This window comes from Pseudomonas campi (genome assembly GCF_013200955.2).
In the GTDB taxonomy this organism is placed as follows: Bacteria; Pseudomonadota; Gammaproteobacteria; order Pseudomonadales; family Pseudomonadaceae; genus Aquipseudomonas; species Aquipseudomonas campi.
Genome location: NZ_CP053697.2, coordinates 1,665,811 through 1,692,460, shown reverse-complemented (window position 1 = coordinate 1,692,460; position 26,650 = coordinate 1,665,811). Strand labels below are relative to the sequence as shown.

Genomic DNA, 26,650 nt, shown 5'->3' with positions numbered 1-26,650 from the left:
TCGCTTTCCTGAACTAACCGGTTTAATGTATGCGCCCTATGAAACAAGCTCTCTATTCCAGCCGCACGGCTGACAAGTTTGTGGTTCGTCTCCCCGACGGCATGCGCGAGCGCATCGCTGACGTGGCACGCAACCATCATCGCAGCATGAACTCGGAAATCATCGCCCGCCTGGAGCAGACCCTGCTGCAGGAAGGCGTACTGGGAGATGACCAAGGCCTGCGCCTGGACAGCCCGGAGCTTTCCCTGCACGAGCGCGAACTGCTGCAGCGTTTCCGTCAGCTATCGCACCGTCAGCAGAATGCCCTGGTTGCCCTGATCGCCCACGATGCTGAGTTGGCTGCCGAACAGGCATAAGCCATAAACCGAAAAAGCCGGCTTGATCGCCGGCTTTTTCATGCCCATGAAAAAGCCGCCCGCAGGCGGCTTTTCTATTGCGGCGGACTACAGCAGGAAAATCGTGGCCAAGCCCAGGAAGATGAAGAAACCGCCGCTGTCGGTCATCGCTGTGATCATCACACTGGCACCTATCGCCGGATCACGCCCCAGGCGCACCAGCGTCATCGGAATCAGCACACCCATCAGCGCAGCCAGGAGCAGATTCAGCGTCATCGCCCCAGTCATCACCACGCCCAGAGACCAGCTGTCATACAGCAGGAAAGCCACCACGCCGATAACACCGCCCCAGACCAGGCCATTAACCAGCGCCACCCCGAGCTCCTTGCGCACCAGGCGGGAGGTATTGCCGGTGCCCACCTGATCCAGCGCCATGGCGCGCACGATCATGGTGATGGTCTGATTACCCGAGTTCCCCCCGATACCCGCCACAATCGGCATCAGCGCCGCGAGCGCCACCAACTTCTCGATCGAACCCTCGAACAGACCGATCACCCGTGAGGCAAAAAAAGCGGTGATCAGGTTGATCGCCAGCCAGGACCAGCGGTTGCCAAGCGACTTCCACACCGACGCGAACAGGTCTTCCTCCTCGCGCAGACCGGCCATGTTGAGCACTTCGGTCTCACTCTCCTCACGGATAAGGTCGACCATCTCGTCGATGGTCAGACGACCGATCAACTTGCCAGAGCCATCGACTACGGGAGCAGAAACCAGGTCGTAACGCTCGAAAGCCTGCGCAGCATCATAGGCATCCTCATCCGGACCGAAGCTGACCGGGTCGCTGGCCATGATCTCGCCGACCTGCTTTTCCGGGTCATTGACCAGCAGGCGCTTGATCGGCAACACACCCTTGAGGATGCCGTCATAGTCGACCACGAATAATTTGTCGGTATGGCCTGGCAGCTCCTTGAGGCGCCGCAGATAACGCAGCACCACTTCGAGACTGACATCCTCGCGAATGGTGACCATCTCGAAGTCCATCAGGGCGCCGACCTGATCCTCCTCGTAGGACAACGCCGAGCGCACGCGCTCGCGCTGTTGCGCATCGAGGGACTCCATCAGCTCGAGCACAACATCACGCGGCAGTTCGGGAGCCAGATCCGCCAGCTCGTCCGCATCCATTTCGCGGGCAGCCGCAAGGATCTCGTGATCATCCATGTCCGCGATCAGCGACTCACGGACAGCATCGGAAACTTCGAGGAGGATGTCGCCGTCGCGCTCAGCCTTGACCAGTTGCCAGACGGTCAGGCGCTCATTGAGTGGCAGGGCTTCAAGGATATGGGCGACGTCGGCCGAGTGCAGCTCATCAAGCTTGCGCTGCAACTCGGCGAGGTTTTGCCGATGAACCAGGTTTTCCACCAGGTCCCGGTGCTGGCCTTCCTGGCGATGCGCCAGGCCTTCGACCAGCTTGTGCCGATGCAGCAGTTCAACCACCTGCGCCAGGCGGTCCTGCATGCTCTCTTGCGGCTTTTTGGCTTCTACTTCAGTCATATGGCGCGCTCCACCCCAGCAGCAGAGCACGCCACGGGGATCAATCAGTCAATACGCGATTGGGCAATCGGGGTTTTGAGTAACTACTGGGTAAGTCCATGGTGGGAATCCACAAGCCCCGGCGGGGCTGACACAACAATGATAGCACTCCAGCCAGCCCGACAGGCGACAAAATCGCGGCAAGAACAAGCGCTTGCATCACATACCTCAGTAGCGATTACAGGCTTGGCTCTGACGTTTGCAGTGCGTCACAAGACACCACTGGCGCATTGAACCACCGCGACTAGGCTTGCCCAGTAACGTCAAGGAGGACGCCTTATGCTACGACTGATATGCGCAGGATTTTGCGCAGCCCTACTCTCCCCTAACCAAGACTCACTCGCCTCGACCGTGTTTCGCTGCGAGGATGCCAGTGGCCATATCACCTACACCCGCAACGGCTGCCCGCTAGATACCAGCCAGGCGCTGCAGAGCGCCGACAATCCAACCCCAGGCCAAGGCAAGCCGGTGCCATTGGCCAAGACCAGCAAGAGCCAGACCAGCAAGAGCCAGAGCAGCAAGAGTGATAAAAGCAGCAGCATGCAGGTGCTTGTCACAGGCGAGAAGCAGGACGGTTGCGGCAATCGGGTCATCGGCAGCGAGCGACGCAACGCCATCATCCGTCAGCAGGTGCGCAGCGGCATGACCCAGAGCGACGTGGAAAGCAGCCTGGGTAAGCCGGACAAGGTCACCACCCAGGATGGCCAAACCCGTTATCAATACACGGATACGGATGGCAATCGACGCCAGGTGACGTTCGATGAAGGCGGCTGCGTGAAGGGCAAACGCTGAAAAGCAAAAAGCCCGCATAAATGCGGGCTTTTTGGTGTTTGGTGCACTCAGGAGGATTCGAACCTCCGACCGCTCGGTTCGTAGCCGAGTACTCTATCCAGCTGAGCTATGAGTGCAAATGGCGCTTTTTAACCAGATCACCGCTGGCTGAAACAAAATGGCCTGCATCACTGCAAGCCATTTCAATTTGGTGCACTCAGGAGGATTCGAACCTCCGACCGCTCGGTTCGTAGCCGAGTACTCTATCCAGCTGAGCTATGAGTGCAAATGGCGCTTTTTAACCAGATCACCGCTGGCTGAAACAAAATGGCCTGCATCACTGCAAGCCATTTCAATTTGGTGCACTCAGGAGGATTCGAACCTCCGACCGCTCGGTTCGTAGCCGAGTACTCTATCCAGCTGAGCTATGAGTGCATGTAACGCTTGCACTGTGGCATCTAACATCAACGCCTACAGCACTAAATAATGGCGGAGAAGGGGGGATTCGAACCCCCGACACCCTTTTGAGGTGTACTCCCTTAGCAGGGGAGCGCCTTCGGCCACTCGGCCACCTCTCCGCAACACGGGGCGCATGATAACCATGTTTTCCCCGTTTGCAAAGCCAAAATTTCGATAAAAATTAGTGGCTTGGTTCGTCGCCCTTCTCTTTCTGAATACGTTGGTAAATTTCCTCACGGTGCACGGCAACTTCCTTCGGAGCGTTGACGCCGATGCGCACCTGATTACCTTTCACGCCTAACACAGTGACGGTCACTTCATCACCGACCATCAGGGTCTCTCCGACCCGGCGAGTCAGAATCAGCATTCCTTTCTCCTCACGGATTTAGTTCAGGACAACAAGTCTGCAGAAAATAAAATAGTGGCAGCCCCGCGAAGCTCTAATCGGAACCTTCACTCAAGTATTGACCAGTGCGGGCAAAAGGAAAGTTCCGCCGCACCACTCAAAAAGACAAAAGGCGCGGACTAGTCCGCGCCTTTTGGGCAACGCATCACTCGCCCTGTCGGGCGGGAGCGTCCAGTTCGAAGGCAGTGTGCAGCGCGCGCACCGCCAGCTCCAGATATTTCTCCTCGATCACTACGGAAACCTTGATTTCCGAGGTCGAGATCATCTGGATATTGATGGTTTCCTTGGCCAATGCCTCGAACATGCGACTGGCAACACCGGCATGGGAACGCATGCCGACACCGACGATGGAGACCTTGGCGATATTGGTGTCGCCGATCACTTCACGGGCACCCAGCTCGCGCGCGGTGTTTTCCAGCACGCCCATGGCGCTCTGGTAGTCGTTGCGGTGCACGGTGAAGGTGAAGTCGGTGGTGTTATCGTGCGCCACGTTCTGCACGATCATGTCCACTTCGATATTGGCGGCACTGATCGGACCGAGGATCTTGAAGGCCACGCCCGGAATGTCCGGCACGCCACGGATGGTCAGCTTGGCTTCGTCGCGGTTGAAAGCGATGCCGGAGATGATCGGCTGTTCCATGGATTCCTCTTCATCAAGGGTAATGAGGGTGCCTGGCCCCTCCTGAAAGCTGTGCAACACGCGCAGCGGGACGTTGTATTTGCCGGCGAATTCCACCGAGCGGATCTGCAGCACCTTGGAGCCGAGGCTGGCCATTTCCAGCATTTCTTCGAAGGTGATCTTGTCCAGGCGCTGAGCCTTGGGCACCACACGCGGGTCGGTGGTGTAGACACCATCGACGTCGGTGTAGATCTGGCACTCGTCGGCTTTCAGCGCCGCCGCCAGTGCCACACCGGTGGTATCGGAACCGCCACGACCGAGGGTGGTGATATTGCCCTCCTCGTCCACACCCTGGAAACCGGCTACCACCACGACACGACCGGCCTTGAGGTCGGCGCGAATGCGCTGGTCGTCGATCTGCAGAATACGCGCTTTGGTGTGGGCGCTGTCGGTGAGGATGCGCACCTGGTTGCCGGTGTAGGACACCGCCGGCACGCCCAGTTTGATCAGGGCCATGGCCAGCAGGGCAATGGTCACCTGCTCACCGGTGGAAACCATCACGTCGAGCTCGCGCGGCACCGGCTGACCGTCACTGACCTGCTTGGCCAGTTCGATCAGGCGGTTGGTTTCGCCACTCATGGCGGAAACCACGACGACGATGTCATCGCCACCTGCGCGGAACTTCTTCACCTTCTCGGCCACCTGCTGAATACGCTCGACGGTGCCGACGGAGGTGCCCCCAAACTTCTGTACGATCAAAGCCATGTCAAAAAGCCGCCTGATTCCTCGAAGGGCGCCCATTAAACCCGCATCGGGTCACACTGCCAAGGCCTGCCGGACGCACTGCAGGCCTGGTTTTTGCTGTTTTACAGCGCTTGTTCGACGAAGGTCGCAGCCAGCGCCAGCGCCTCGTCCAGTTTGCCGGCATCCACACCGCCACCCTGGGCCATGTCCGGGCGACCACCGCCCTTGCCGCCGACAGCCGCAGCAGCCTGACGCATCAGATCGCCGGCCTTGAGCTTGGCGGTCAGGTCCTGGGTCACGCCGGCAACCAGCACGACCTTGTCGTCTTGCACGCCGCCGAGCAGGATCACCGCACTGCCGAGTTTGTTCTTCAACTGGTCGACCATCGCCAACAGCGCCTTGCCGTCCAGACCATCGAGACGCGAAGCCAGCACCTTGATGCCTTTGATGTCGACGGCAGAACCGGCGAGATCATTGCCCGCCGCGCTGGCAGCCTTGGCCTTGAGCTGCTCCAGCTCTTTTTCCAGCTGACGGTTGCGTTCGATCAGGCCGGACAGCTTGTCCAGCACGTTGTCGCGACTGCCCTTGACCAGCGCAGCGGCTTCTTTCAGCTGCTCTTCCGCGCCGTTCAGCCAGGCCAGCGCTGCCGCCCCGGTGACGCCCTCGATACGGCGCACGCCGGCGGCCACACCGCCTTCGCTGGTGATCTTGAACAGGCCGATGTCACCGGTACGCGATACGTGGGTACCGCCGCACAGCTCAACGGAGAAGCTGCCACCCATGCTCAGTACGCGCACTTCATCACCGTACTTCTCACCGAACAGCGCCATGGCGCCTTTCTGCTTGGCGGTTTCGATGTCGGTCTCTTCGGTCTCGACGGCCGAGTTCTTGCGGATTTCGGCGTTGACCAGCTCTTCCAGGGCCTTCAGCTGCTCGGGCTTGATCGCTTCGAAGTGGCTGAAGTCGAAGCGCAGACGTTGGCTGTCGACCAGCGAACCCTTCTGCTGCACGTGCTCGCCGAGGATCTGGCGCAGCGCCGCGTGCAGCAGGTGGGTCGCGGAGTGGTTCAGCGCGGTGGCCTGGCGCACCGAGGCATCGACCACGGCCTGCAGCTCGGCGCCAAGGTTGATCGCGCCCTGAGCCACGATGACGTGGTGCAGGAAAGCACCACCGGCCTTGGTGGTATCGCGCACATCGACGCGCACGCCCGCGGTGGTGAGGTAACCGGTGTCGCCGACCTGGCCGCCGGATTCGGCGTAAAACGGCGTCTGGTCGAGGACGATCACGCCCTCCTCGCCTTCGCCCAGGCTGTCGACGGCAGCACCGGCCTTGAACAGGGCGACGACCTTGCCGGCACCCTGGGTACCCGCGTAACCGGTAAAGACGGTATCCACGTCGACCTTGACCAGGCTGTTGTAGTCCAGGCCGAAGGCACTGGCGGAGCGGGCGCGCTCGCGCTGGGCATCCATCTCGCGCTCGAAGCCTGCCTCGTCGAGGGTCAGCTCACGCTCACGGGCGATGTCGCCGGTCAGGTCCATGGGGAAGCCGTAGGTGTCATACAGCTTGAAGATCACTTCGCCGGGAATGACGCTGCCCTTCAGCTCGGCCAGATCCTGCTCGAGGATCTTCAGGCCCTGCTCCAGGGTCTTGGCGAACTGCTCTTCCTCGGTCTTCAGCACGCGCTCGATGTGCGCCTGCTGCTGCTTCAGTTCGGGGAAGGCTTCGCCCATCTCGCCGACCAGCGCGGCAACGATCTGGTAGAAGAAGCTGCCCTTGGCGCCCAGCTTGTTACCGTGGCGGCAGGCGCGACGGATGATGCGGCGCAGCACGTAGCCGCGACCTTCGTTGGACGGAGTCACGCCATCGGCGATCAGGAAGCCGCAGGAACGGATGTGGTCGGCCACCACTTTCAGCGAAGCCTGGGCCTCGTTGGCGCAGCCGATGGCCTTGGCCGCGGCATTCAGCAGGCTCTGGAACAGGTCGATCTCGTAGTTCGAGTTGACGTGCTGCAGCACCGCACTGATGCGCTCCAGACCCATGCCGGTGTCCACGCTTGGCGCCGGCAGCGCGTGCAGCACGCCATCCGCGGTGCGATTGAACTGCATGAACACGTTGTTCCAGATCTCGATGTAGCGGTCGCCGTCTTCTTCCGGCGAACCGGGCGGGCCGCCCCAGATGTGCTCGCCATGGTCGAAGAAGATTTCGGTGCAGGGGCCGCACGGGCCGGTATCGCCCATCGCCCAGAAGTTGTCGGAGGCGTACGGCGCGCCCTTGTTGTCGCCGATGCGGATCATGCGCTCGGCCGGGATGCCGACTTCCTTGTGCCAGATGTCGTAGGCCTCGTCATCGGTGGCGTAGACGGTGACCCAGAGCTTTTCTTTCGGCAGGTTCAGCCACTTGTCGGAAGTCAGGAACTCCCAGGCGTAGGTGATGGCATCACGCTTGAAGTAGTCGCCGAAGCTGAAGTTGCCCAGCATTTCGAAGAAGGTGTGATGGCGCGCGGTGTAGCCGACGTTTTCCAGGTCGTTGTGCTTGCCGCCGGCACGCACACACTTCTGGCTGGTGGTGGCGCGGGTGTAGGCGCGCTTTTCCAGGCCGAGGAAGCAGTCCTTGAACTGGTTCATCCCGGCGTTGGTGAACAGCAGGGTCGGGTCGTTCGCCGGGATCAGCGAGCTGGATGCAACACGGGTGTGCCCCTTCTCTTCGAAGAAGCGGAGGAAGGCTTCACGGATTTCTGCGCTTTTCATGTATTTCTTCCAGGCAAACGACGGCCACGGCAAGCCGGCAAAGGGCCGCATTATATCGGCCCTGCGCGGCAGGCACAGCCCGTTTGCAGGGAAAAAGGATAGAAAACGACTATCGACTGGATGAAGCGCGCAGAAAATGACTGGCGCGCCGGTTTTGCTTCAGCACTTCAGAGACTAGTGGGAACGATCAGGATCCCGGCGCGCAGGCCGTTCTTCACTTTCGGATTGGGGAAGATGATCCGCGCGCCCTGCTCTTCCACCAGCCAGCGGGTACCGGCGATGTCCTCGGCCAGCAGGTAGCCGACCGGCAGCTCGCTGAAGTTCTCCACGTCGCCGGGCAGGTTCAACTTGAAGGCATCGCTGTGCTTGATCACCTCGCGCGCCACGCTGAACAGCTGCAGTCCAGCGAGTCCGGCATCGGCCGGCTCGTTGTTCTCGATCAGTTGCTGCAGGCGCTTTTCCAACAGGTCGAGATTGACCTCCTGGTTCTGCCCGAACGGTCGCGCCTTGCCCAGTTCCAGGGTAAAGGCTTCGGCATCCAGGTGTGCGTAGGTATAGGAACTGAAGGTGATGCCAACTTTCTTCTGCAGCAGCACCGCATCGATACCGGCGGCACGCAAGCGCGCCAGCTCGCTGGCCGAGTGCTCACGCCCTTCTGCATAGGGATAGAGGGCGAACTGCTCGATCTTCGAGGCACGGATGGCGGTGTGCAGGTCGTAATGCAGGCGGGCACGCCCGGCCTTGCTGAAGAAGGCAGCAGCCAGGCGCTCCAGCTCATTGGCACGCAGGGCCTCGGGGCCACTGCTCTGCTCGTGACGACCACTGAACAGACGGTTGATGTCCTGCTCGATATAGCGCTCGCCGCGGCGCATGGCCTCGGGATTACCGAACAGGAAGAGAATGCGCGCCTGCGGAATCAGCTGCCCGGAGGCAATGCGTTGCAGCAGGCGGTCGAGTAATTCGATCGGGGCGGTTTCGTTGCCGTGGATACCGGCGGAAAGCAGCAGATCGAGACCACAGTCGACGCCGGCCGGCGGGGTCACTTCCAGCGCCCCGAGGCCCAGCCAATGCAGGCGCGCGCCCTCGCGAGTCAGCTGAATCTTCTCGGTCGGCTCGCGGCCGGCCAGGGTCAGTTCAAGCAGTTTGCCGAGGGCGAGCATGGCAGCAGATTCCCTTAGAGCCGGTTCAAAGTCTCGCGAGCTAGAGCCATGCAAGGCAAAAACAGGCGAGGAAGCGGAGTTTACGATCTGTAAATGAGCATTCCGAGCCTGTTTTTAACGCGGCAGGGCCGACGCGCAGCAGACTTTGAATCAGCTCTTAGTGGTTGCAGTCCGGACCATGCACATGGTCATCGTCTTCGTCGCCGACCTCGGCCGGTTCCATTTCCAGCTGCAGGCTGACCAGGTTGGTAGCCAGCGGGCGCAGCAGCAGGTTGGCGTATTCGGCGTCACCCTCCTCCACATCCACACCGATCAGCAGCTGACCGTTGCCGGCAGTCTGAATCCACACTTCCTTGCCCTGCCAGATGACGGCAAAGCGCGTGCAGGACGTTTCCAGCTGGGTGCCGTCAGTGTCTTCGAGGATGAGTTGCAGGGCGTCGGACATGAAATAAGTACTCTTTAAGCCAATTGGAAAGGATAAACCGCGCCTAGTTTAAGGATCTGCGTCAGTTCATCCAATGCTGTGCGGCATTCGATGAGCAGTTGCGGATCGGCCAGGTCGCTTTCCGACAGGCGATCACGGTAGTGCTTGCCGACCCAGCTGGTCAGGGTTTCGTACAGGCTCGGGGTCATGATCACGCCTGGATTGACCGCTGCCAGTTCGTTGTCCTTGAGCGCCACGCGCAAGCGCAGGCACGCCGGGCCACCACCGTTCTGCATGCTCTGCTTGAGGTCGAATACCTTGACCTCGCGAATCGGCCCACTGCCGCTGGTGAGCTGCTGCAGGTAGTTCCACACGTTGCTGTTGTTGCGGCACTCCTCCGGCACGATCAGCAGCATGTTGCCGTCGGCACGGGTCAGCAGCTGGCTGTTGAACAGGTACGAGCGCACCGCATCGTCCACCGTCACCGCTTCACGCGGCACGCACACCGCCTGGAAGTTGCCGCCACGACGAGCGAGTTTGGCGGCCAGTTCGGCCAGCACCTGCTCGGTGTCGAGGAAGGCATCCTGGTGGTAGAACAGCACTTCACCGTTACCCACCGCGATCACGTCGTTGTGGAACACACCCTGATCGATCACCGCCGGGTTCTGTTGAGCATAGACCACACCTTCGTCGCTCAGGCCATGCAGACGGGCGATGGCCTGCGAGGCCTCCAGGGTCTGCCGTGCCGGGTAGCGTTGCGGCGCCGGGTAACGGCTGTCGAAGGCACTGCGGCCGTAGACGAAGAACTCCACCCCGGCATCGCCATAGCCTTTGCAGAAGCGCGTGTGGTTGGCCGCGCCTTCGTCGCCGAACTGGCCGACTGCCGGCAACGCGGCGTGGTGGGCGAAGTGCTGCTGGCTGGCGAACATGGCACCGAGCACGCGGCTGGTGGTCGGGTGCTCGATGCTACGGTGGAACTTGCAGTTGAGGTTGGCGGCGGTGAAGTGCACGCGACCATCGGCGGTGTCGGCACTCGGGCTGACGGTGCAGGAGTTGGCCGTCCACATGCTGGAAGCGGAGCTGACGGCGGCCAGCAGCGGCATCGCCTGTTTCGCCGCCTGGGCGATCACCTGCGCGTCAGTGCCGGCGAAACCCAGGCTGCGCAGGGCGGCGACGTCCTGGCGTTCCTGCGGGGCGAATACGCCCTGCTTGAAGCCCATTTCCATCAGCGCCTTCATCTTGCCCAGGCCCTGCAACGCGGCTTCCTTCGGGTTGGACGCCACCTGGCTGTTGCTCTGCGACGCCACGTTGCCGTACGACAGGCCACCGTAGTTGTGGGTCGGGCCAACCAGGCCGTCAAAGTTCATCTCATAGGCGGACATCACAAACTCACTCCCGGGGTCAGGGTGGCGGGCAGGCTCAGGGTTTCACTTTCCAGCGAGGCGACCGGGTAGGCGCAATAGTCGGCTGCGTAGTAGGCACTGGCGCGGTGGTTGCCCGAGGCGCCGACGCCCCCGAACGGCGCGCTGCTGGCAGCGCCAGTCAGCTGCTTGTTCCAGTTGACGATGCCGGCGCGACTCTCGATGAGGAACTGCTGGTAGCGCTCGGCGGAGTCCGACAGCAGACCAGCGGCCAGGCCGAACTGGGTGTTGTTGGCCTCGGCGATGGCAGCGTCGAAATTGGCGTAGCGAATCACCTGCAGCAGCGGGCCGAAGAATTCCTCGTCGATGCGCTCGCTGACGGCGGTGACATCGATGATGCCCGGGGTCAGCAGTGCGGCGTTCGGCAACGGCTGGATCATCTCCAGCAGCACGCTGGCGCCCTGGTCGGCCAGTTGGCGCTGGGCCTTGAGCAGGTGCTCGGCCGCGGCCAGGGAAATCACCGAGCCCATGAAAGGTGCCGGCTGTTCATCGAAGGCGCCGACCTTGATCGTCGAGCTGACCGCCACCAGCCGCGCCAGCAGGGCATCGCCCCACGCGCCGGCCGGCACCAGCAGGCGCCGCGCACAGGTGCAGCGCTGACCGGCGGAGATAAAGGCGGACTGGATGATGGTGTACACGGCGGCATCCAGATCGGCGACCTGATCAACCACCAGCGGGTTGTTGCCGCCCATTTCCAGGGCGAGGATCTTGTCCGGGCGACCGGCGAACTGGCTGTGCAACAGATTGCCGGTACGGCTCGAACCAGTGAAGAACAGGCCATCGATGCCGGCGCTGGCGGCCAGGGCCACGCCAGTTTCGCGGGCGCCCTGCACCAGGTTAAGCACGCCAGCCGGCAGGCCGGCTTCGATCCAGCACTTGACCGTCAGCTCGGCGACTTTCGGCGTCAGCTCGCTGGGCTTGAACACCACCGCGTTGCCGGCCAGCAGCGCCGGCACGATATGGCCGTTGGGCAGGTGGCCAGGGAAGTTGTAGGGGCCGAACACCGCCACCACGCCATGCGGCTTGTGCCGCAGCACGGCGGTGGCGTCAGCCAGCGGGCCACTCTTGATACCGGTGCGCTCGCGGTAGCTCTGCACGGAGATGGCGACCTTGTTGACCATGCTGGTCACTTCGGTGGCGGACTCCCACAGCGGCTTGCCGGTTTCCTCGCCGATGGTGCGGGCCAGCTCGTCAGCGTGCGCCTTGAGGGCGGCAGCGAACTGTTCCAGCACGGCGATGCGCTCTTCCAGCGGGCGCCGCGCCCAGGCCGGGAAGGCGGCACGGGCGGCCTGCACGGCGCTCTCGACCTGTGCGGCACTGGCGCCCTGGCCAGCCCAGATACTTTCCTGAGTCACCGGATTGAGGGAGCTGAACGCCTCGCCCTGGCCGGATTGCCAGCTACCGGCGATGAAGTGAGTGGTCATTATTATTTTGTCTCCTTGGCCGACAGCGGTACCGCGCGCACCAGGGCACCGACGGCGAGTTGCAGGCGTTTGGCGGTCTGCGCATCGACCACCAGGGTGCCGGCGGCGACACGCGCCGGGGCGGCAGTGATGCGGCAGTCTTCACGCTTGCGGTTGTGGATCAGGTAAGGCGTGGCGTCATCGCCGGGCGTGCCGACGGCGAGCACCAGGGTCTGGCTGTTCTGCACCGCACGGATCTTGTCGGTGGGCACCTCGATGGCCGGGCCGGCGTCGAAGATGTCGACATAGCCCTGGTAGGCGAAGCCCTCGCCCTTGAGCATGGCCAGCGCCGGCTCGGTGTCCGGGTGGACGCGGCCAATGGTGCTGCGCGCCTCCGGGGAGAGGAAGCAGGTGTACAGCGGGAACTTGGGCATCAGCTCGGCGATGAAGGCCTTGTTGCCGACGCCGGTGAGGTAGTCGGCCTGGCTGAATTCCATCTTGAAGAAGTGCCGACCGAGGCTTTCCCAGAACGGCGAACGGCCCTCGGCATCGGACATGCCGCGCATCTCGGCGATCACCTTGTCACCGAACAGCTCGCGGAATTCGGCGATGAACAGGAAGCGTGCCTTCGACAGCAGACGGCCGTTGAGGCCGCTGCGATGCTCAGCATGCAGGAACAGCGAGCACAGCTCGGAGTTGCCGGTGAGGTCGTTGGCGAGGAACAGGGTGGGGATCTCGCGGTAGATCTTCAGCTCCTGCGAGGCGCTCACGGTCAGGCCCAGGCGGTAGTTGTACCAGGGCTCACGCATGCCCACGGCGCCGGCCACGGCGGAGATGCCGACGACCTTGCCGTCATCGTCTTCGAGCACGAACAGGTAGTCGGCGTCGGCGCGTTCGGCCTCGCCGCGGAAGGTCTTCTCCGCCCAGCTGACCCGGTGCGCCAGCCGCTCCATGTTGGCCGGCAAGGTGGTCAGCCCGGCGCCGGTGCTGCGGGCCAGGTCGAACAGCGCCGGCAAATCGGCACTACGGACGGGGCGAACGATCATAGATCCTCCGGATAGCGACCTGCCTGCGGCGGCCAGCTACGAGTTTGAAAGGCGTCCAGGCGTGCTGCATGCAGCACGCCGCTTGTATTTAAACCGCGACCAGCCTGACGCTGACGCCTTCACCGACACCCAGGGCCTCGGCCGCTTCGGCGGACAGAGTCACCGGCTTGCCGGGCACCCAGTCGAGGTCGGCGACTATGGCGCGGAAATCCTGCAGCTGACCGTTGCTCACCAGGTACTGGCGGCCACCCTTGCCCGGCTCACCGATGCGCACCGGCACCACGCGGCTCTGGGCGATCGAGCGGATGCCCGAGGTGCGCGCATGCAAGGTCGGGCCGCCATCGAAGATGTCGATGTAGTGGTCGGTCTCGAAGCCTTCGCGCATGAGGATGTCGAAGGTCACCTGGGCGCGGCTGTAGACCTGACCCATGGCCTCCTGCGCGCTATCGGGCAGCAGCGGCACGTAGATCGGGTAATGCGGCATCAGCTCGGCGAGGAAGGTGCGGCTCTTCAGGCCGCACAGGCGCTCGGCCTCGGTGTAGCTCATGTCGAAGAAGTTGCGCCCGACCGCATCCCAGAACGGCGAGTCGCCCTGCTCGTCGCTGGAGCCGACGATCTCCACCACCATGGCGTCGGCGAAACGCTCCGGGTGGCTGGCGACGAACAACAGACGGGCCCGCGAGTTGAGCTCGGCGAAGGCGCTATCGACCAGTTCGCGCTGCACGTAGAAGCTGGTCAGCAGGCTGTTGCCGGTGAGGTCGTGACACAGCGAGAGGACGTGGATCTTGTTGTGGATCTTCAGCTCGCGCGAGGCATGCACGAAGGTCTCGTTGCGGAAGCTGTAGAACGGCTCGGAGTAGCCGGCCGAGGCAACAATGCCGGAGCAACCGACCAGACGGCCGCTGGCGGTGTCTTCAAGGACGAAGAAGTAGCTCTCCTCGCCATTGAAGCTGACTTCGGCGGCGAACGAGGCCTCCGAGGCGGCGATCTTGTCGCTCAGGCGGGCAGCGTCGTCCGGCAGTGACGTGACACCTACCGGGCTATCCGCAGCCAGACGCTGCACTTCGGCAAGGTCGGACAGTTGCGCGGGGCGCATCACCAGCATGGCGTCACTCCTTCTTCAATAAAAGCTCCAGGCACTTCGACGGAAGACACTGGAGAAAGACCGGGCCTGGGCCCGATCACGCATGAAATTGCTCGTCCTGAGAAAGCAGGCGGCACTGCCTGTGCCGCCAACCGGCCGCGCCCGCTGGCGCGGCCAGGGCATCAGCCCTGTACCAGCTTGGCCACGGCGCGCTCGAAGCGGTCCAGACCTTCGTTGATGTCGGCGTCTTCGACCACCAGGCTCGGGGCGAAACGCACCACATCCGGACTGGCCTGCAGCACCATCACCCCTTCGACTGCGGCGGCATCCAGCACGGCCTTGGCCTTGCCCTTCCAGGCATCGGAGAGCACGCAGCCGAGCAGCAGGCCTAGGCCACGCACTTCGCTGAATACGCCGTACTTTTCGCCGATCGCCTGCAGGCGGCTGGTGAACTGCTGGTGCTTGGCTTTGACCCCTGCCAGTACGGCCGGGGTATTGATCACATCGATCACCGCCTCGCCAACGGCGCAGGCCAGTGGGTTGCCGCCGTAGGTGGTGCCGTGGGTGCCAACGGCCAGGTGCTTGGCCAGCTCGGTGGTGGTGAGCATGGCGCCGATCGGGAAACCGCCACCCAGGCTCTTGGCACTGGAGAGGATGTCCGGGGTCACGCCGTAGTGCATGTAGGCGAACAGCTCGCCGCTGCGACCCATGCCGGTCTGTACTTCATCGAACACCAGCAGCGCGTTGTGCTCGTCGCACAGCTTGCGCGCGCCTTCCAGGTAGGCCTGGTCGGCCGGCAGCACGCCGCCCTCGCCCTGAATCGGTTCCAGTACCACGGCGCAGGTCTTGTCCGAGATCGCCGCTTTCAGCGCGTCCAGATCGTTGTACGGAACGTGGCTGATGCCCTGGATCTTCGGCCCGAAACCGTCGGAATACTTCGGCTGGCCACCGACACTGACGGTGAACAGGGTGCGCCCGTGGAAGCTGTTGGTCGCGGCGATGATCTCGCACTTGTCCTCGCCGAACTTATCGAAGGCCACGCGACGGGCCAGCTTGAAGGCGGCCTCGTTGGCTTCGGCGCCGGAGTTACAGAAGAACACGCGGTCGGCGAAGGTCGCGTCGACCAGCTTGTGCGCCAGGCGCAGGGCCGGCTCGTTGGTGAACACGTTGGAGATGTGCCACATGGTATTGGCTTGCTCGGTCAGCGCGCTGACCAGTGCCGGATGGCAGTGACCCAGCACGTTGACGGCGATGCCGCCGGCGAAGTCGATCAGCTCTCGACCGCTTTGATCCCAGACTCGCGAACCCTGACCACGCACCGGAACGAAAGCGGCGGGCGCATAGTTGGGGACCATGACCTGGTCGAAATCGGCGCGTTGCACCGGATCGTGCTGAACGGACATCTGAGCTCTCCTGAATAAGCAGCACCGGCACTGAATGGCAGGTGATGAAAGGATTGTAGGGGCTGGTTACGGGCCCGCATTGCCGCCATGCGACAACTTCTTACAGCGGCAACCCGTGGTTTTCCGGGGCTTTCGGCAATGCGACAGAAAGCAGCGGAATTGCGCAGTTTAAACGCTGCGCAGCGGCATCGGCGGTGCCGAGGGGAAAAAAGCAGGAGGCGCAAATGGGCAATTGCAGTGTGCCGGACGGCGACTCAAGCCCCGCCGAGCACCTTCACCAGCTGTCACAACGCGACAACCGCGCCCGGCACCACGCAGATCGCGGCCTACACCGCGCCCAAGCGCACCTGATTGCGCCCTTCCTGTTTGGCCCGATAGAGCGCGGCATCCGCAGCGCCAACCAGGGCCACCAGTTCATCCTCGGCTGGCGAACCGGGAATCGCCGAGGCCAGGCCGATGCTGACGGTGACCCTGAGCAGGTTGCCCACCACTGGAATCTCCAGCTCAGCCAGGCCCTGGCGAATCCCTTCGGCAAGCGTAAAGGCACCTTCGCTGCTGGTATCCGGCAAGATCACCATGAATTCCTCGCCGCCATAACGGCACACCACATCGGCCTTGCGCTTGGCAAAATTCTTGATATGCGCCGCGACCGTCTTGAGCACGGCATCACCCGCTTGGTGCCCATAGTTGTCATTGACGCGCTTGAAATGGTCGATGTCGACCATCAGCACGGACAGCGGGCCTCTCTGCCGGCAGGCGCGCGCCCACTCTGTCGCGAGGACTTCTTCCTGGTGGGCGCGGTTAAACACACCGGTCAGCCCGTCGATCGTGCTCAGCTCGCTGAGCTGGCGGTTTTTGTCGCCCAGCTCGCGCAGGGCACTGTTGAGCTCCTCCGTACGCTCGAGCACACGCTGCTCAAGCAAGACCCTCGCCTCCTGTTCGATGCGCAGATTTTCCTGCTTCAACAGGCGCATGCGATCGGCCAGCGCCACCATCAACAGGATCATCTGCAACGCAGAGCCGATCTGCAGGGCGTGTTCCGTGAGAAACGTCCCCGGGAGCACATGAAAGGTCTTCAGTGCATAAAGCACCATGCCCAGCAGCAGCACCGTGAATGCCAGCAGGAAGAAACGCGACTGGCGATAGCCGGCCCAGAAGATCCACACCGCTATTGCAAACACCACCAGCGGAGAAATCACCGCCGACGCCGTGCTCAAGCGGATAGCCCAGTTATAGGGCATGACCAGACACGCCAGCGCCAACGCCACATACAGCCACTGCACCAGCCGCAACAGTCCATCGATACGCGGCACCAGCGTGCGGGTCTGCAGAAACGAACGCGTGAGCAAAATCAGGGTGAGCGTGGCCACCGAGATCGCCAGGGGGAGCATGCGGTTGTTCCAGCCCGGCCACTGTGGCCAGAGGTACTCGAAGGCCAGGCCATTGATCGTCAACTGGAACAGCCCGTAGGCGGCAATGTAGACAATGTAATAGAGGTGGCTGGCATCCCTGACCGACAGATAGGTCAGCAGACTGTAGAGCAACATCGACAGCAGAGCGCCGTAATAGAGACCCAGCAGGTAGTACTCACTGCGGGTATTGGACACATAGCGGGGTGCGCTGTAGAGCACCGCCGGCATCTGCAGGGAACCCTCGGTCTGTACCGCCACATACAACCAGACCGGTTCATCGAGCGGCAAGGGCAACTCCACCGTGAACTGCCTGCTTTTGATCAAGCGCTGAGCAAACGGTCGCCGATCCCCGCCATGCTCAACGACCAGCATCTCGCCCTGCTGATCAAGCAGAAACACGTCGATGTTATCCAGGGGCGGGTAATCAAACTCCAGGAACCAGCTCTCATCACCACTGCTCTGCTGCAACTGAGTGCGGAACCAGTAACGCTGCTCGGTAAAACCGAAGTTCGGCACTCCACTAGCGTGGCGAGTGAAGCGCTCGGCAGGCAGCCCGTGAACGGTATAGACATCGCCGGTCGAGCTTGGGTCGGCGATAAAGTCCCAATAGGTATTGAGCTCGACGCGCGAGCTTTCGCCATTCAGGTGCAGCAGCGCATCACTCTCGGCGGGAGCGGCATGCACCCCAGCACTGCTCATCCAGCTGAACAGCAGAATCAGTAATAAGCGCATTCTTATAATTATCCGACTGGTCCCGCTTTGAGCATAGGCTTATTTAGGATGCAGACAAAGCGCCACACGGCCAGCTACGCCCCACCCGCCCAGGTGCCACCACCAATACGCGCCACTTGAGTGGGACTGGCTCGTGCAGCGATCTTCAGCAAGTGCAAACCCAGGCCAGCTCCTCATACCGACACCCAAGCCAGGTGCCACCGCATCACTTCAAGCAGAGCAGCGACCTAGCGCCCGAAACAAGAACCTCGCCGCCCAGCTCAACCGCGTTCGGACGGGCTCGGCGCGATGTCGAAGGGGCTGGTGCTGCGGCGCTGGTTGCGGTCTTCGCGCGGGGTGGCGCCGAAGAAGTTGCGGTAGGCGCTGGAGAAGTGCGGGCCGGAAGAGAAGCCGCAGGACAGGCCAATCTGGATGATCGACTTGCTGGTCTGCATCAGCAACTGGCGCGCCTTGTTCAGGCGCAGCTCCAGGTAGTACTGACTCGGCACGCGATTGAGGTACTGCTTGAAGATGCGTTCCAGCTGGCGACGCGACACGCATACATGGGTGGCGATCTCGTCGGTGGTCAGCGGCTCTTCGATATTGGCTTCCATCAGCAGCACGGCCTGGGTCAGCTTGGGATGGCTGGAGCCAATGCGGTTCTGCAGGGGAATACGCTGGCGCTCGCCGCCTTCGCGGATGCGCTCGACCACCAGCTCTTCGCTGACCGCGCCGGCCAGTTCGGCGCCATGGTCACGGGCCAGCACGGCCAGCAGCAGGTCGAGCACGGCCAGACCGCCGCAGGCGCTGAGGCGATCACGGTCCCAGTCGAACAGGTGACTGGTGCCGATGACCTTGGGGAAACGCTCGGTGAAATCATCCTGCCAGCGCCAGTGCACGGCGGCGCGGTAGCCGTCGAGCAGGCCGAGCTGGGCCAGCGGATAGACCCCGGCCGACAACCCGCCAAGCTGCGCGCCGGCGCGGGCCAGTTGCTTCAATGCGGAAGCCAATGCCGGCGCAACAGGCACCGGTGGCTCGTCGGCCAGCAGGAACAGTTTCTGGCAACCCTCCAGGCGCCCGGCCCAGGGCTCACCCGGCATCTGCCAGCCGCCTTCGGCCAGAGGCTCGGCGTGCAGGAAGCGCAGTTCGTAGACCACTTCCGGGTGCACGCGCTGGGCCACGCGCAGGGCTTCCTCGGCCAGGGCCAGGGTCATGGGCCTGGTTTCTGGCCAGATAAGGAAACCGATGCAGTGGGAAGTGGCGGTCATGGCTCGCAGTCTAGTTCCTACTTCAAGCTGCCGGAAAGGAACTGCTTGAGACGATCCGACTGCGGATTGGCCAGCACCTCTTTCGGGCAGCCGGTTTCTTCGACTATGCCCTTGTGCAGGAAGATCAGCTGGTTGGACACCTCGCGGGCGAAGCCCATCTCGTGGGTCACCACGACCATGGTGCGACCTTCCAGGGCCAGGTCCTTCATGACCTTGAGCACTTCGCCGACCAGCTCCGGATCGAGCGCCGAGGTCGGCTCGTCGAACAGCATCACTTCCGGCTCCATGGCCAGGGCACGGGCAATCGCCACGCGCTGCTGCTCACCGCCAGACATGTGCGCCGGGTAGGCATCCTTGCGGTGCGCCACACCGACCTTGGCCAGGTAGTGTTCGGCCTTTTCCAGAGCTTCCTTCTTCGGCACGCCGAGCACATGCACGGGCGCCTCGATGACGTTTTCCAGGGCGCTCATGTGCGACCACAGATTGAAGTGCTGGAACACCATGGACAGGCGCGAGCGCATGCGCTGCAGCTGCTTGGGATCGGCGGCCTTGAGCGCGCCGTCCTTGCTCTTGACCAGCTTGAGCTCTTCGCCGTTGAGCAGGATCTTGCCGCCATAGGGCTGCTCGAGCATGTTGATGCAGCGCAGGAAGGTGCTCTTGCCCGAGCCGCTGGAGCCGATGATGCTGATCACGTCGCCGGCCTTGGCCGCCAGGGACACGCCCTTGAGCACTTCGTGGTCGCCGTAGCGTTTGTGCAGATCCTGGACTTCAAGTTTGTACATGGTCTCGGCTCTCGTATGCGAATGCAGTGAAATCGGTGGTTCAGGCTTTGCGCGGGGCCAGATAGGCCAGCCAGCGACGTTCGGCCAGTTTGAACAGGCGCACCAGGATGAAGGTCAGCACCAGATAGAACAGACCGGCAGTGATGTAGGCCTCGAACGGCATGTAGTACTGCGAGTTGACGGTCTTGGCCGCACCGGTGATGTCGACCAGGGTGACGATGGACGCCAGGCTGGTGGTGTGCAGCATCATGATCACTTCGTTGCTGTACTGGGGCAGCGCACGGCGCAGGGCCGAGGGCAGCAGAATCCGCCGGTACAGCTTGAAGCGCGACATGCCCATGGCCTTGGCCGCCTCGATCTCGCCATAAGGTGTGGCCTTGATGCTGCCGGCGAGGATCTCCGCCGAATAGGCGCTGGTGTTGATGGCAAAGGCCAGGCAGGCACAGAAGGTGGCATTGGACAGGTACGGCCAGAGCACGCTCTCGCGCACCGCCTCGAACTGAGCCAGGCCGTAATACAGCAGGTACAGCTGCACCAACATCGGCGTGCCGCGGATGGCGTAGGTGTACAGCCAGGCCGGGAAGTTCACGGCCGGCTGCTTGGATACCCGCATCAGCGCCAACGGCACGGCCAGGGCCAGACCGAAGGCCAGGGCAATCACCAGCAACTTGAGGGTGACCAGCACACCGTCGAAGTAGAGCGGCAGGCTGTCGAGTACCACGTTGTAGTCGAAAATCATGGCAGCCCCTTAAATTTCCATCGCCTTGACGCCGACCGAATAGCGGCGTTCGAGGTAGCGCAGGACGAGCAGGGAAACACTGGTGATGGCCAGGTAGATAGCCGCCGCCAGCAGGATGTAGGTGAACGGCTCGCGGGTCGCATCGCCGGCGCTCTTGGCGCGGGCCATCATGTCCTGCAGGCCGACCAGGGAGATCAGCGCGGTGGCCTTGATCAACACCAGCCAGTTGTTGGTGAAGCCGGGAATCGCCAGACGGATCATCTGCGGCACCAGGATGCGCAAGAACACACGCAGCGGACTCATGCCGTAAGCCATACCCGCCTCGCCCTGCCCTTTGGGGATGGCCATGAAGGCACCACGGAAGGTCTCGGACAGGTAGGCGCCATAGATGAAGCCCAGGGTGCCGACACCGGCGATGAACGGGTTGATATCGATGAAACCGTCGTAACCCAGCAGCTGCACCACGCGATTCATCAGGTCCTGGCCGCCGTAGAAGATCAGCAGGATCAGCACCAGATCGGGAATCCCGCGAATCACGGTGGCGTACGTCTCACCCAACAGCGCCAGCCATTTGATCGGCGACAAACGACAGGCCGCACCGAGCAAGCCGAGAGAAATAGCCACCACCATCGACAGCAGAGCCAGCTGCAAGGTGAGCCAGACACCATCGAGAATGGTCGAGCCATAGCCGTTGAGCATGAATTAATCCTCAGGGAAAAACAGGAGGAACGCCCCTGCGCCAGGGGAGCGGGCCACTGCAGTGGCGCCCGATAACGGCGCCCTGTAGCCGGCCCGGCGGAGCACCTACCTTCGGCGGCGAAGGTAGGTCAGCCCGGCCTTACTCGCCGTAGACGTTGAACTTGAAGTACTTGTCCTGCACTTCCTGGTATTTGCCGTTGGCGCGAATGGCCAGGATGGCGGCGCTGATCTTGTCGGCCAGGGCCTTGTCACCTTTGCGCACCGCGATGCCCGCGCCGTTACCGAAGTATTTCTCCTCGGTGTAGTCCGGACCTACCAGGGCGAAGCCTTTACCGGCGTCGGTCTTGAGGAAGCCGTCATCGATATTCACGACATCAGCCAGGGTGGCGTCCAGACGGCCGGAGGTCATGTCCAGGAAGATCTCGTTCTGCGAGCTGTAGCGCACCACTTCCACGCCGGCCGGGACGAACACGTCGGTGGCGTAGCGGTCGTAGATCGAGGCGCGCTGCACGCCGACTTTCTTGCCTTTCAGGTCAACCAGCGGGTCGTTCAGCACGGTGCCGGCCTTCATCGCCAGCTTGGCCGGGGTGTGGTAGTACTTGCCAGTGAAGTCAACCGACTTCAGGCGCTCTTCGGTGATCGACATGGACGACAGTACGGCGTCGAACTTGCGCACTTTCAGGGCCGGGATCAGGCCGTCGAATTCCTGCTCGATCCACTTGCACTCGACCTTCATCTCGGCGCACAGGGCCTGACCGATGTCGTAGTCGAAGCCGGTGATGCTGCCATCAGGCTGCTTGAAGGCGAACGGTGGGTAGGCCGCCTCGATACCGATACGCAGCGGCTTGTCTTCTGCCTGAACCAGCGCACTGAACGCGGACAGCGCCAGGGCGCCGAGAAGTACGATCTTCTTCATGGTGTGACTCCTTCGAATGGGGACATCGTTTGGCAGAATGAGGTTCGCCAGGGCCGTGGGTAAATTGTAGGAAGTGTCACCAGCTTTGCCGCCTCGCAAGGCGCCACAAGTGGTGCGGCCAGGTGGGCGGCATTCTAGCGAGCAGGGGAATACCGATATTTCCTCAAAGCGACAACTAATTACAGAACCACAGGAGAGGCGCGCAAGGCGGCTTGACAGGTCGCTAGAAACATGACCAGAGAGACAGAAACATTAACCTTGTATGACAGCAATATCCACGCCACAAAACTCTGAAAGCCCATTCCACGGGGATTTTCAGCGATCTCAGCGGAATTTTTCGGCGACTTTTGCGCACCCTCCCGGCGCACAGTGTTTCCGCCCTCCCCGAAACGGCGCAGCGCGTTACCGCCAGGTGTTACGTCGCCGGCCAGATTCGGACAAATCCCGATATTCATCCCCCTTCCCCGCCAGAAAAGAAAAACCCCGGCTTGTGGCCGGGGTTGTGCACGCTGCGCGGAAGCTGACGAATCAGGCCGCCTGCATGGTGCGATGGGTGTCGACGAGATGCTGCACCACACCAGGATCGGCCAGCGTGGAGATGTCACCGAGGGCATCGTATTCGGCGACGGCGATCTTGCGCAGGATGCGGCGCATGATCTTGCCCGAGCGGGTCTTAGGCAGACCAGGCGCCCACTGGATCACATCCGGCGAGGCGATCGGGCCGATCTCCTTGCGCACCCAGTTCTTCAGTTCCTGACGCAACTGCTCGGAAGGCTCCTCGCCGTTGTTCAGGGTCACGTAAACGTAGATACCCTGCCCCTTGAGGTCATGCGGCACGCCAACCACGGCGGCCTCGGCGACTTTCGGGTGGGCGACCATGGCGCTCTCGATCTCGGCGGTACCCATGCGGTGGCCGGACACGTTGAGCACGTCGTCGACCCGCCCGGTGATCCAGTAGTAGCCGTCTTCGTCGCGACGGGCACCGTCACCGGTGAAGTACATGCCCTTGAAGGTCTTGAAGTAGGTGTCGACGAAGCGGTCGTGATCGCCGTAGAGGGTACGCGCCTGGCCCGGCCAGGAGTCGATGATCACCAGGTTGCCTTCGGCGGCGCCCTCGACCAGGTTGCCCAGGTTGTCCACCAGCGCCGGCTGTACGCCGAAGAACGGTCGGGTCGCCGAGCCCGGCTTGAGCGCCGTAGCGCCCGGCAGCGGACTGATCAGCACGCCACCGGTTTCGGTCTGCCACCAGGTGTCGACGATCGGGCAGCGCGACTGGCCGACGTTCTCGTAGTACCAGTGCCAGGCTTCCGGGTTGATCGGCTCGCCGACCGAACCGAGCAGGCGCAGGCTGGAACCATCAGCACCCTCAACGGCGGCCTTGCCCTGGGCCATCATGGCGCGGATGGCGGTCGGCGCTGTGTAGAGGATGTTGACCTTGTGCTTGTCGATGATCTTGGCGACGCGGGTCACGTCCGGGTAGTTCGGCACGCCCTCGAACATCAGGGTGGTCGCGCCGTTGGCCAGCGGGCCATAGACGATGTAGCTGTGGCCGGTGACCCAGCCGACGTCGGCGGTGCACCAGTAGACTTCGCCCGGCTTGTAGTCGAACACCCGCTCATGGGTCAGCGCGGCATACAGCAGGTAGCCGGCGCTGGTGTGCAGCACGCCCTTGGGCTTGCCGGTGCTGCCGGAGGTGTAGAGGATGAACAGCGCCTCTTCGGCGCCCATCTCCTTCGGCGCGCAGACGCTGCCGGCGACCTTCATCAGGTCTTCGTACCAGATATCGCGATGCGGGTTCCACTTGATCTCGGAGCCGGTGCGCTGGCACACGATGACCTTGGTCACGCTGCTGGTTTCCGGGTTGGTCAGGGCGTCGTCGACGTTGGCCTTGAGCGGGGTCTTCTTGCCGCCACGCAGGCCTTCGTCGGCGGTGATCACCACTTTCGACTGGCAATCAATGATGCGCCCGGCAAGCGCTTCAGGGGAGAAGCCGCCGAACACCACCGAGTGAATGGCGCCGATGCGGGCACAGGCGAGCATGGCGACCACGGCTTGCGGAATCATCGGCATGTAGATGGTCACCACATCGCCACGGTGCACATCCTGGCCACGCAAGGCGTTGGCGAACTTGCACACCTGCTCATGCAGTTGGCGGTAGGTGATTTCCTCGTGCTCGGACGGGTCGTCGCCCTCCCAGATGATTGCCAGCTGATCGCCACGCTCGGCGAGGTGACGGTCCAGGCAGTTGGCCGAGACGTTGAGGGTGCCATCGGCAAACCACTTGATATCGACGTGGTGGTCGTCGAAGGAGGTCTGCTTGACCTTGCTGAACGGCTTGATCCAGTCCAGGCGCTTGGCCTGCTCACGCCAGAAGCCGTCGGGGTTGATCACCGATTGCTGGTACATGGCTTTGTAGGTCGCCTCGTCGGTCAGTGACTGGGCAGCGACCTCGGGGCGCACGGGATACAGGGAAGCGGCACTCATGGTTGGAACCTCGGTGACAGTTGTTCTTGTGAGTGGAGGCATTTGTAGCCAACCCCAGCTTGAACAACCATTCGACCATCGTCTTACCACGAACAGACGATGAATCCGGGCACTTGCTCCATGTTCTCGCCTGAAATATCACAGGCAAAAAAAAGGCGACCCGAAGGCCGCCTGCCAATTCATTCCGGGGGAGGAATGCTAGAAACGCCGTCCGGGATTCGCAGGAACCGGATGAACACATTCTTAACGCTCCTCGCCTTAGCGCCTATTGCACCAAGGTCGTAGAGACGGCGCGCGCAGCCGTAGGAGCGAGCTCTGCTCGCGAAGCCTTTACGCGGCGAATATTCGCGAGCAGAGCTCGCTCCTACAGGTACCAATACCGCCCTTACTCTTTGCCCAAACCATGCTGGCGCAGCTTGTTGGCGATGGTGGTGTGCGACACCCCCAGGCGCTTGCCCAGCAGGCGGCTGCTCGGGTGTTCGTGGTAGAGGCGCTCCAGCACCGCCTTCTCGAAGCGGCCGAGGATATTGTCCAGCCCGCCTTCCAGGGAGAAATCGCCGAGCGGCTGCGGCGCGCCGTAGTCCGGCAGGCGGATATGCTCGACCTTGACCGTGCCGCCGTCGCACAGCGACACAGCCTGGAATAACACGTTCTCCAGCTGGCGCACATTGCCCGGCCAGTGGTAGTGGCTGAGCTTGTCCAGCACCGCCGGCGCCAGCTTGGGCAGCGGACAGCCGATCTGCCGGCTGGCCTGGTCGAGGAAGTGCTCCACCAGCGGCGCCAGACCATCCAGGCATTCGCGCAGCGGCGGGATATGCAGGCTGAGTACGTTGAGGCGGTGGTAGAGGTCCTGGCGAAATTCGCCCTTGCTGCACAGCTCGGACAGATCAACCTGAGTGGCGCAGATCACCCGCACATCCAGGTACACCTCCTCGTCGCTACCGACCCGGCGGAAACAGCCGTCCTGCAGGAAGCGCAACAGCTTGGCTTGCAGGCGCGGGCTCATCTCGCCGACGCCGTCGAGAAACAGCGTGCCGCCCGCAGTCAGCTCCAAGAGGCCGAGCTTGCCTTCCGGCCGCGCGCCCTCGAAGGCGCCGGGGCCGTAGCCGAACAGCTCGGTCTCGGCCATGGATTCCGGCAAGCCGGCGCAGTTGAGCGCCATAAACGGCGACTGCCCGCGCGGGCTGGCCAGGTGGCAGGCGCGCGCCAGCAGCTCCTTGCCGGTGCCGGTCTCGCCCTCGATCAGCAGCGGTGCATCCAGCGGGGCCATACGCCGCGCCTCGCGCACCACCGCGGCCATCACTTTCGAGCTCTGAAAAATCGAATCGAAGCCGCGCAGCTCCTGCTTGCGCACGTTGTAGATGCGCTCACCAACACGATCCGCGCGGTGCAAGGTCAACACCGCGCCGGCCAGGGCATCGCTTTCGTCATGCTCGGTCTGCAGCGGGGCGATATCGGCGAGAAACACATCGCCCTTCACTTTCACCCGCAGGCCATTGATCCGCGACTTGTTGGCGCGCACCAGCTCCGGCAGATCGAAGTCCTCGGCATAGCGCGACAGCGGAATGCCCGGCACTTCATCCACGCGCACGCCGAGCAACTGCGCGGCACTGCGGTTGGCGGCAACGATGGAGCCGCCCATGTCGATCGACAGCACCGGAAAATCCAGCGCGCCAAGCAGCGCATTCAGCTCCAGGTGCCGGCGCTCGCTGGGCATCAGGCCGACGCGCTTGACCCCGAACACCCCGCCGATGCCTTCCAGCTTGGGGCGCAGCGCCTGGAACTGCAGGTTGATCAGGTTCGGGCAGTGCAGGTAGATCGCATTGCCCTGCTCGCCACCGACTTCGCCACGGGCGACGTTGATGCCGTAATCGACCAGCAGGTTGAGGATGTCGCGCAGGATGCCGACGCGGTTCTGGCAGTGGACTTTGATACGCATGGCGGATTCCGGGATCTGTAGGTCGACTCGGGGAGCGACGTTTTCGTCAAGAATATCTGACAGAAACCCCGACAACCACCGCCAACCC

22 protein-coding genes and 4 tRNA genes are annotated in these 26,650 nt (G+C 62.6%); 2 read left to right on the top strand and 24 right to left on the bottom strand.

Annotated features, from left to right (window positions below):
• The first annotated feature begins 29 nt into the window (after positions 1-29).
• Positions 30-356 (top strand): Arc family DNA-binding protein, encoded by a 327-nt coding sequence (locus HNE05_RS07815; RefSeq protein ID WP_173205238.1) that lies wholly within the window; start codon positions 30-32, stop codon positions 354-356.
• Between the two features lie 87 nt (positions 357-443).
• Here HNE05_RS07815 and mgtE read toward each other — a convergent pair whose 3' ends face one another.
• Entirely contained in the window at positions 444-1,886 is a 1,443-nt protein-coding gene (gene mgtE, locus HNE05_RS07810; RefSeq protein WP_173205235.1) for a magnesium transporter, read from the bottom strand.
• A gap of 390 nt (positions 1,887-2,276) precedes the next feature.
• On the opposite strand from mgtE, the gene HNE05_RS07805 reads away from it, so the two are divergent.
• On the top strand, positions 2,277-2,717 hold the full coding sequence (locus tag HNE05_RS07805) for an outer membrane protein assembly factor BamE (protein ID WP_240008832.1): 441 nt from the start codon (positions 2,277-2,279) through the stop codon (positions 2,715-2,717).
• 39 nt (positions 2,718-2,756) lie between these two features.
• Here HNE05_RS07805 and HNE05_RS07800 read toward each other — a convergent pair.
• The 23 genes from HNE05_RS07800 to HNE05_RS07690 form a co-directional block, all read right to left on the bottom strand.
• A tRNA-Arg gene (locus HNE05_RS07800) sits at positions 2,757-2,833 on the bottom strand.
• Positions 2,834-2,905: 72 nt separating this feature from the next.
• Positions 2,906-2,982, bottom strand: a tRNA-Arg gene (locus HNE05_RS07795).
• Positions 2,983-3,054: 72 nt separating this feature from the next.
• Positions 3,055-3,131, bottom strand: a tRNA-Arg gene (locus HNE05_RS07790).
• 52 nt (positions 3,132-3,183) lie between these two features.
• Positions 3,184-3,274 (bottom strand) — tRNA-Ser (locus tag HNE05_RS07785).
• A 62-nt stretch (positions 3,275-3,336) separates the two neighbouring features.
• Positions 3,337-3,522 (bottom strand): carbon storage regulator CsrA, encoded by a 186-nt coding sequence (csrA, locus tag HNE05_RS07780; RefSeq protein WP_069517029.1) that lies wholly within the window; start codon positions 3,520-3,522, stop codon positions 3,337-3,339.
• Between the two features lie 184 nt (positions 3,523-3,706).
• Positions 3,707-4,945 (bottom strand): aspartate kinase, encoded by a 1,239-nt coding sequence (locus tag HNE05_RS07775; protein ID WP_173205228.1) that lies wholly within the window; start codon positions 4,943-4,945, stop codon positions 3,707-3,709.
• Between the two features lie 101 nt (positions 4,946-5,046).
• The gene (gene alaS / locus HNE05_RS07770) at positions 5,047-7,671 is read right to left on the bottom strand and encodes an alanine--tRNA ligase (protein WP_173205225.1); all 2,625 of its coding nucleotides are present in this window, start codon (positions 7,669-7,671) and stop codon (positions 5,047-5,049) included.
• A 167-nt stretch (positions 7,672-7,838) separates the two neighbouring features.
• Positions 7,839-8,831 (bottom strand): succinylglutamate desuccinylase, encoded by a 993-nt coding sequence (gene astE, locus HNE05_RS07765; protein ID WP_173205222.1) that lies wholly within the window; start codon positions 8,829-8,831, stop codon positions 7,839-7,841.
• Positions 8,832-8,988: 157 nt separating this feature from the next.
• Positions 8,989-9,276, bottom strand: a complete 288-nt coding sequence (locus HNE05_RS07760; RefSeq protein ID WP_160490414.1) for a topoisomerase II — start codon at positions 9,274-9,276, stop codon at positions 8,989-8,991.
• 14 nt (positions 9,277-9,290) lie between these two features.
• Positions 9,291-10,637 (bottom strand): N-succinylarginine dihydrolase, encoded by a 1,347-nt coding sequence (gene astB / locus HNE05_RS07755; protein ID WP_173205218.1) that lies wholly within the window; start codon positions 10,635-10,637, stop codon positions 9,291-9,293.
• Entirely contained in the window at positions 10,637-12,100 is a 1,464-nt protein-coding gene (gene astD, locus HNE05_RS07750) for a succinylglutamate-semialdehyde dehydrogenase (RefSeq protein ID WP_420826994.1), read from the bottom strand. The genes astB and astD overlap by 1 nt, the downstream gene beginning before the upstream one ends.
• A 2-nt stretch (positions 12,101-12,102) precedes the next feature.
• Entirely contained in the window at positions 12,103-13,125 is a 1,023-nt protein-coding gene (gene astA / locus HNE05_RS07745; protein ID WP_173205215.1) for an arginine N-succinyltransferase, read from the bottom strand.
• A gap of 88 nt (positions 13,126-13,213) precedes the next feature.
• Positions 13,214-14,230, bottom strand: coding sequence for an arginine/ornithine succinyltransferase subunit alpha (gene aruF, locus HNE05_RS07740; protein ID WP_173205212.1), 1,017 nt, complete (start codon positions 14,228-14,230; stop codon positions 13,214-13,216).
• 161 nt (positions 14,231-14,391) lie between these two features.
• Positions 14,392-15,612: an aspartate aminotransferase family protein gene (locus tag HNE05_RS07735; RefSeq protein WP_173205210.1), complete on the bottom strand. Its 1,221-nt coding sequence runs from the start codon at positions 15,610-15,612 to the stop codon at positions 14,392-14,394.
• Positions 15,613-15,938: 326 nt separating this feature from the next.
• Entirely contained in the window at positions 15,939-17,756 is a 1,818-nt protein-coding gene (locus tag HNE05_RS07730; protein WP_173205208.1) for a sensor domain-containing diguanylate cyclase, read from the bottom strand.
• Positions 17,757-18,016: 260 nt separating this feature from the next.
• Positions 18,017-19,003, bottom strand: coding sequence for a GlxA family transcriptional regulator (locus HNE05_RS07725; protein WP_173205206.1), 987 nt, complete (start codon positions 19,001-19,003; stop codon positions 18,017-18,019).
• A gap of 17 nt (positions 19,004-19,020) precedes the next feature.
• Positions 19,021-19,785, bottom strand: a complete 765-nt coding sequence (locus tag HNE05_RS07720; protein ID WP_173205204.1) for an ABC transporter ATP-binding protein — start codon at positions 19,783-19,785, stop codon at positions 19,021-19,023.
• Between the two features lie 40 nt (positions 19,786-19,825).
• Positions 19,826-20,524 carry an ABC transporter permease gene (locus HNE05_RS07715; protein WP_173205202.1) on the bottom strand — a complete coding sequence of 233 codons (699 nt, stop codon included), beginning with the start codon at positions 20,522-20,524 and terminating at the stop codon, positions 19,826-19,828.
• Between the two features lie 9 nt (positions 20,525-20,533).
• Positions 20,534-21,223 (bottom strand): ABC transporter permease, encoded by a 690-nt coding sequence (locus HNE05_RS07710; RefSeq protein ID WP_173205200.1) that lies wholly within the window; start codon positions 21,221-21,223, stop codon positions 20,534-20,536.
• Positions 21,224-21,362: 139 nt separating this feature from the next.
• Positions 21,363-22,139 (bottom strand): ABC transporter substrate-binding protein, encoded by a 777-nt coding sequence (locus HNE05_RS07705; RefSeq protein WP_173205196.1) that lies wholly within the window; start codon positions 22,137-22,139, stop codon positions 21,363-21,365.
• Between the two features lie 179 nt (positions 22,140-22,318).
• Positions 22,319-22,594: a hypothetical protein gene (locus tag HNE05_RS07700; protein WP_173205193.1), complete on the bottom strand. Its 276-nt coding sequence runs from the start codon at positions 22,592-22,594 to the stop codon at positions 22,319-22,321.
• 73 nt (positions 22,595-22,667) lie between these two features.
• Positions 22,668-24,623, bottom strand: a complete 1,956-nt coding sequence (acs, locus tag HNE05_RS07695; RefSeq protein WP_173205190.1) for an acetate--CoA ligase — start codon at positions 24,621-24,623, stop codon at positions 22,668-22,670.
• A 385-nt stretch (positions 24,624-25,008) separates the two neighbouring features.
• A complete protein-coding gene (locus tag HNE05_RS07690; RefSeq protein WP_173205187.1) occupies positions 25,009-26,562 on the bottom strand; it encodes a sigma-54-dependent transcriptional regulator in 1,554 nt (517 codons plus the stop codon).
• Between the last annotated feature and the right edge of the window lie 88 nt (positions 26,563-26,650).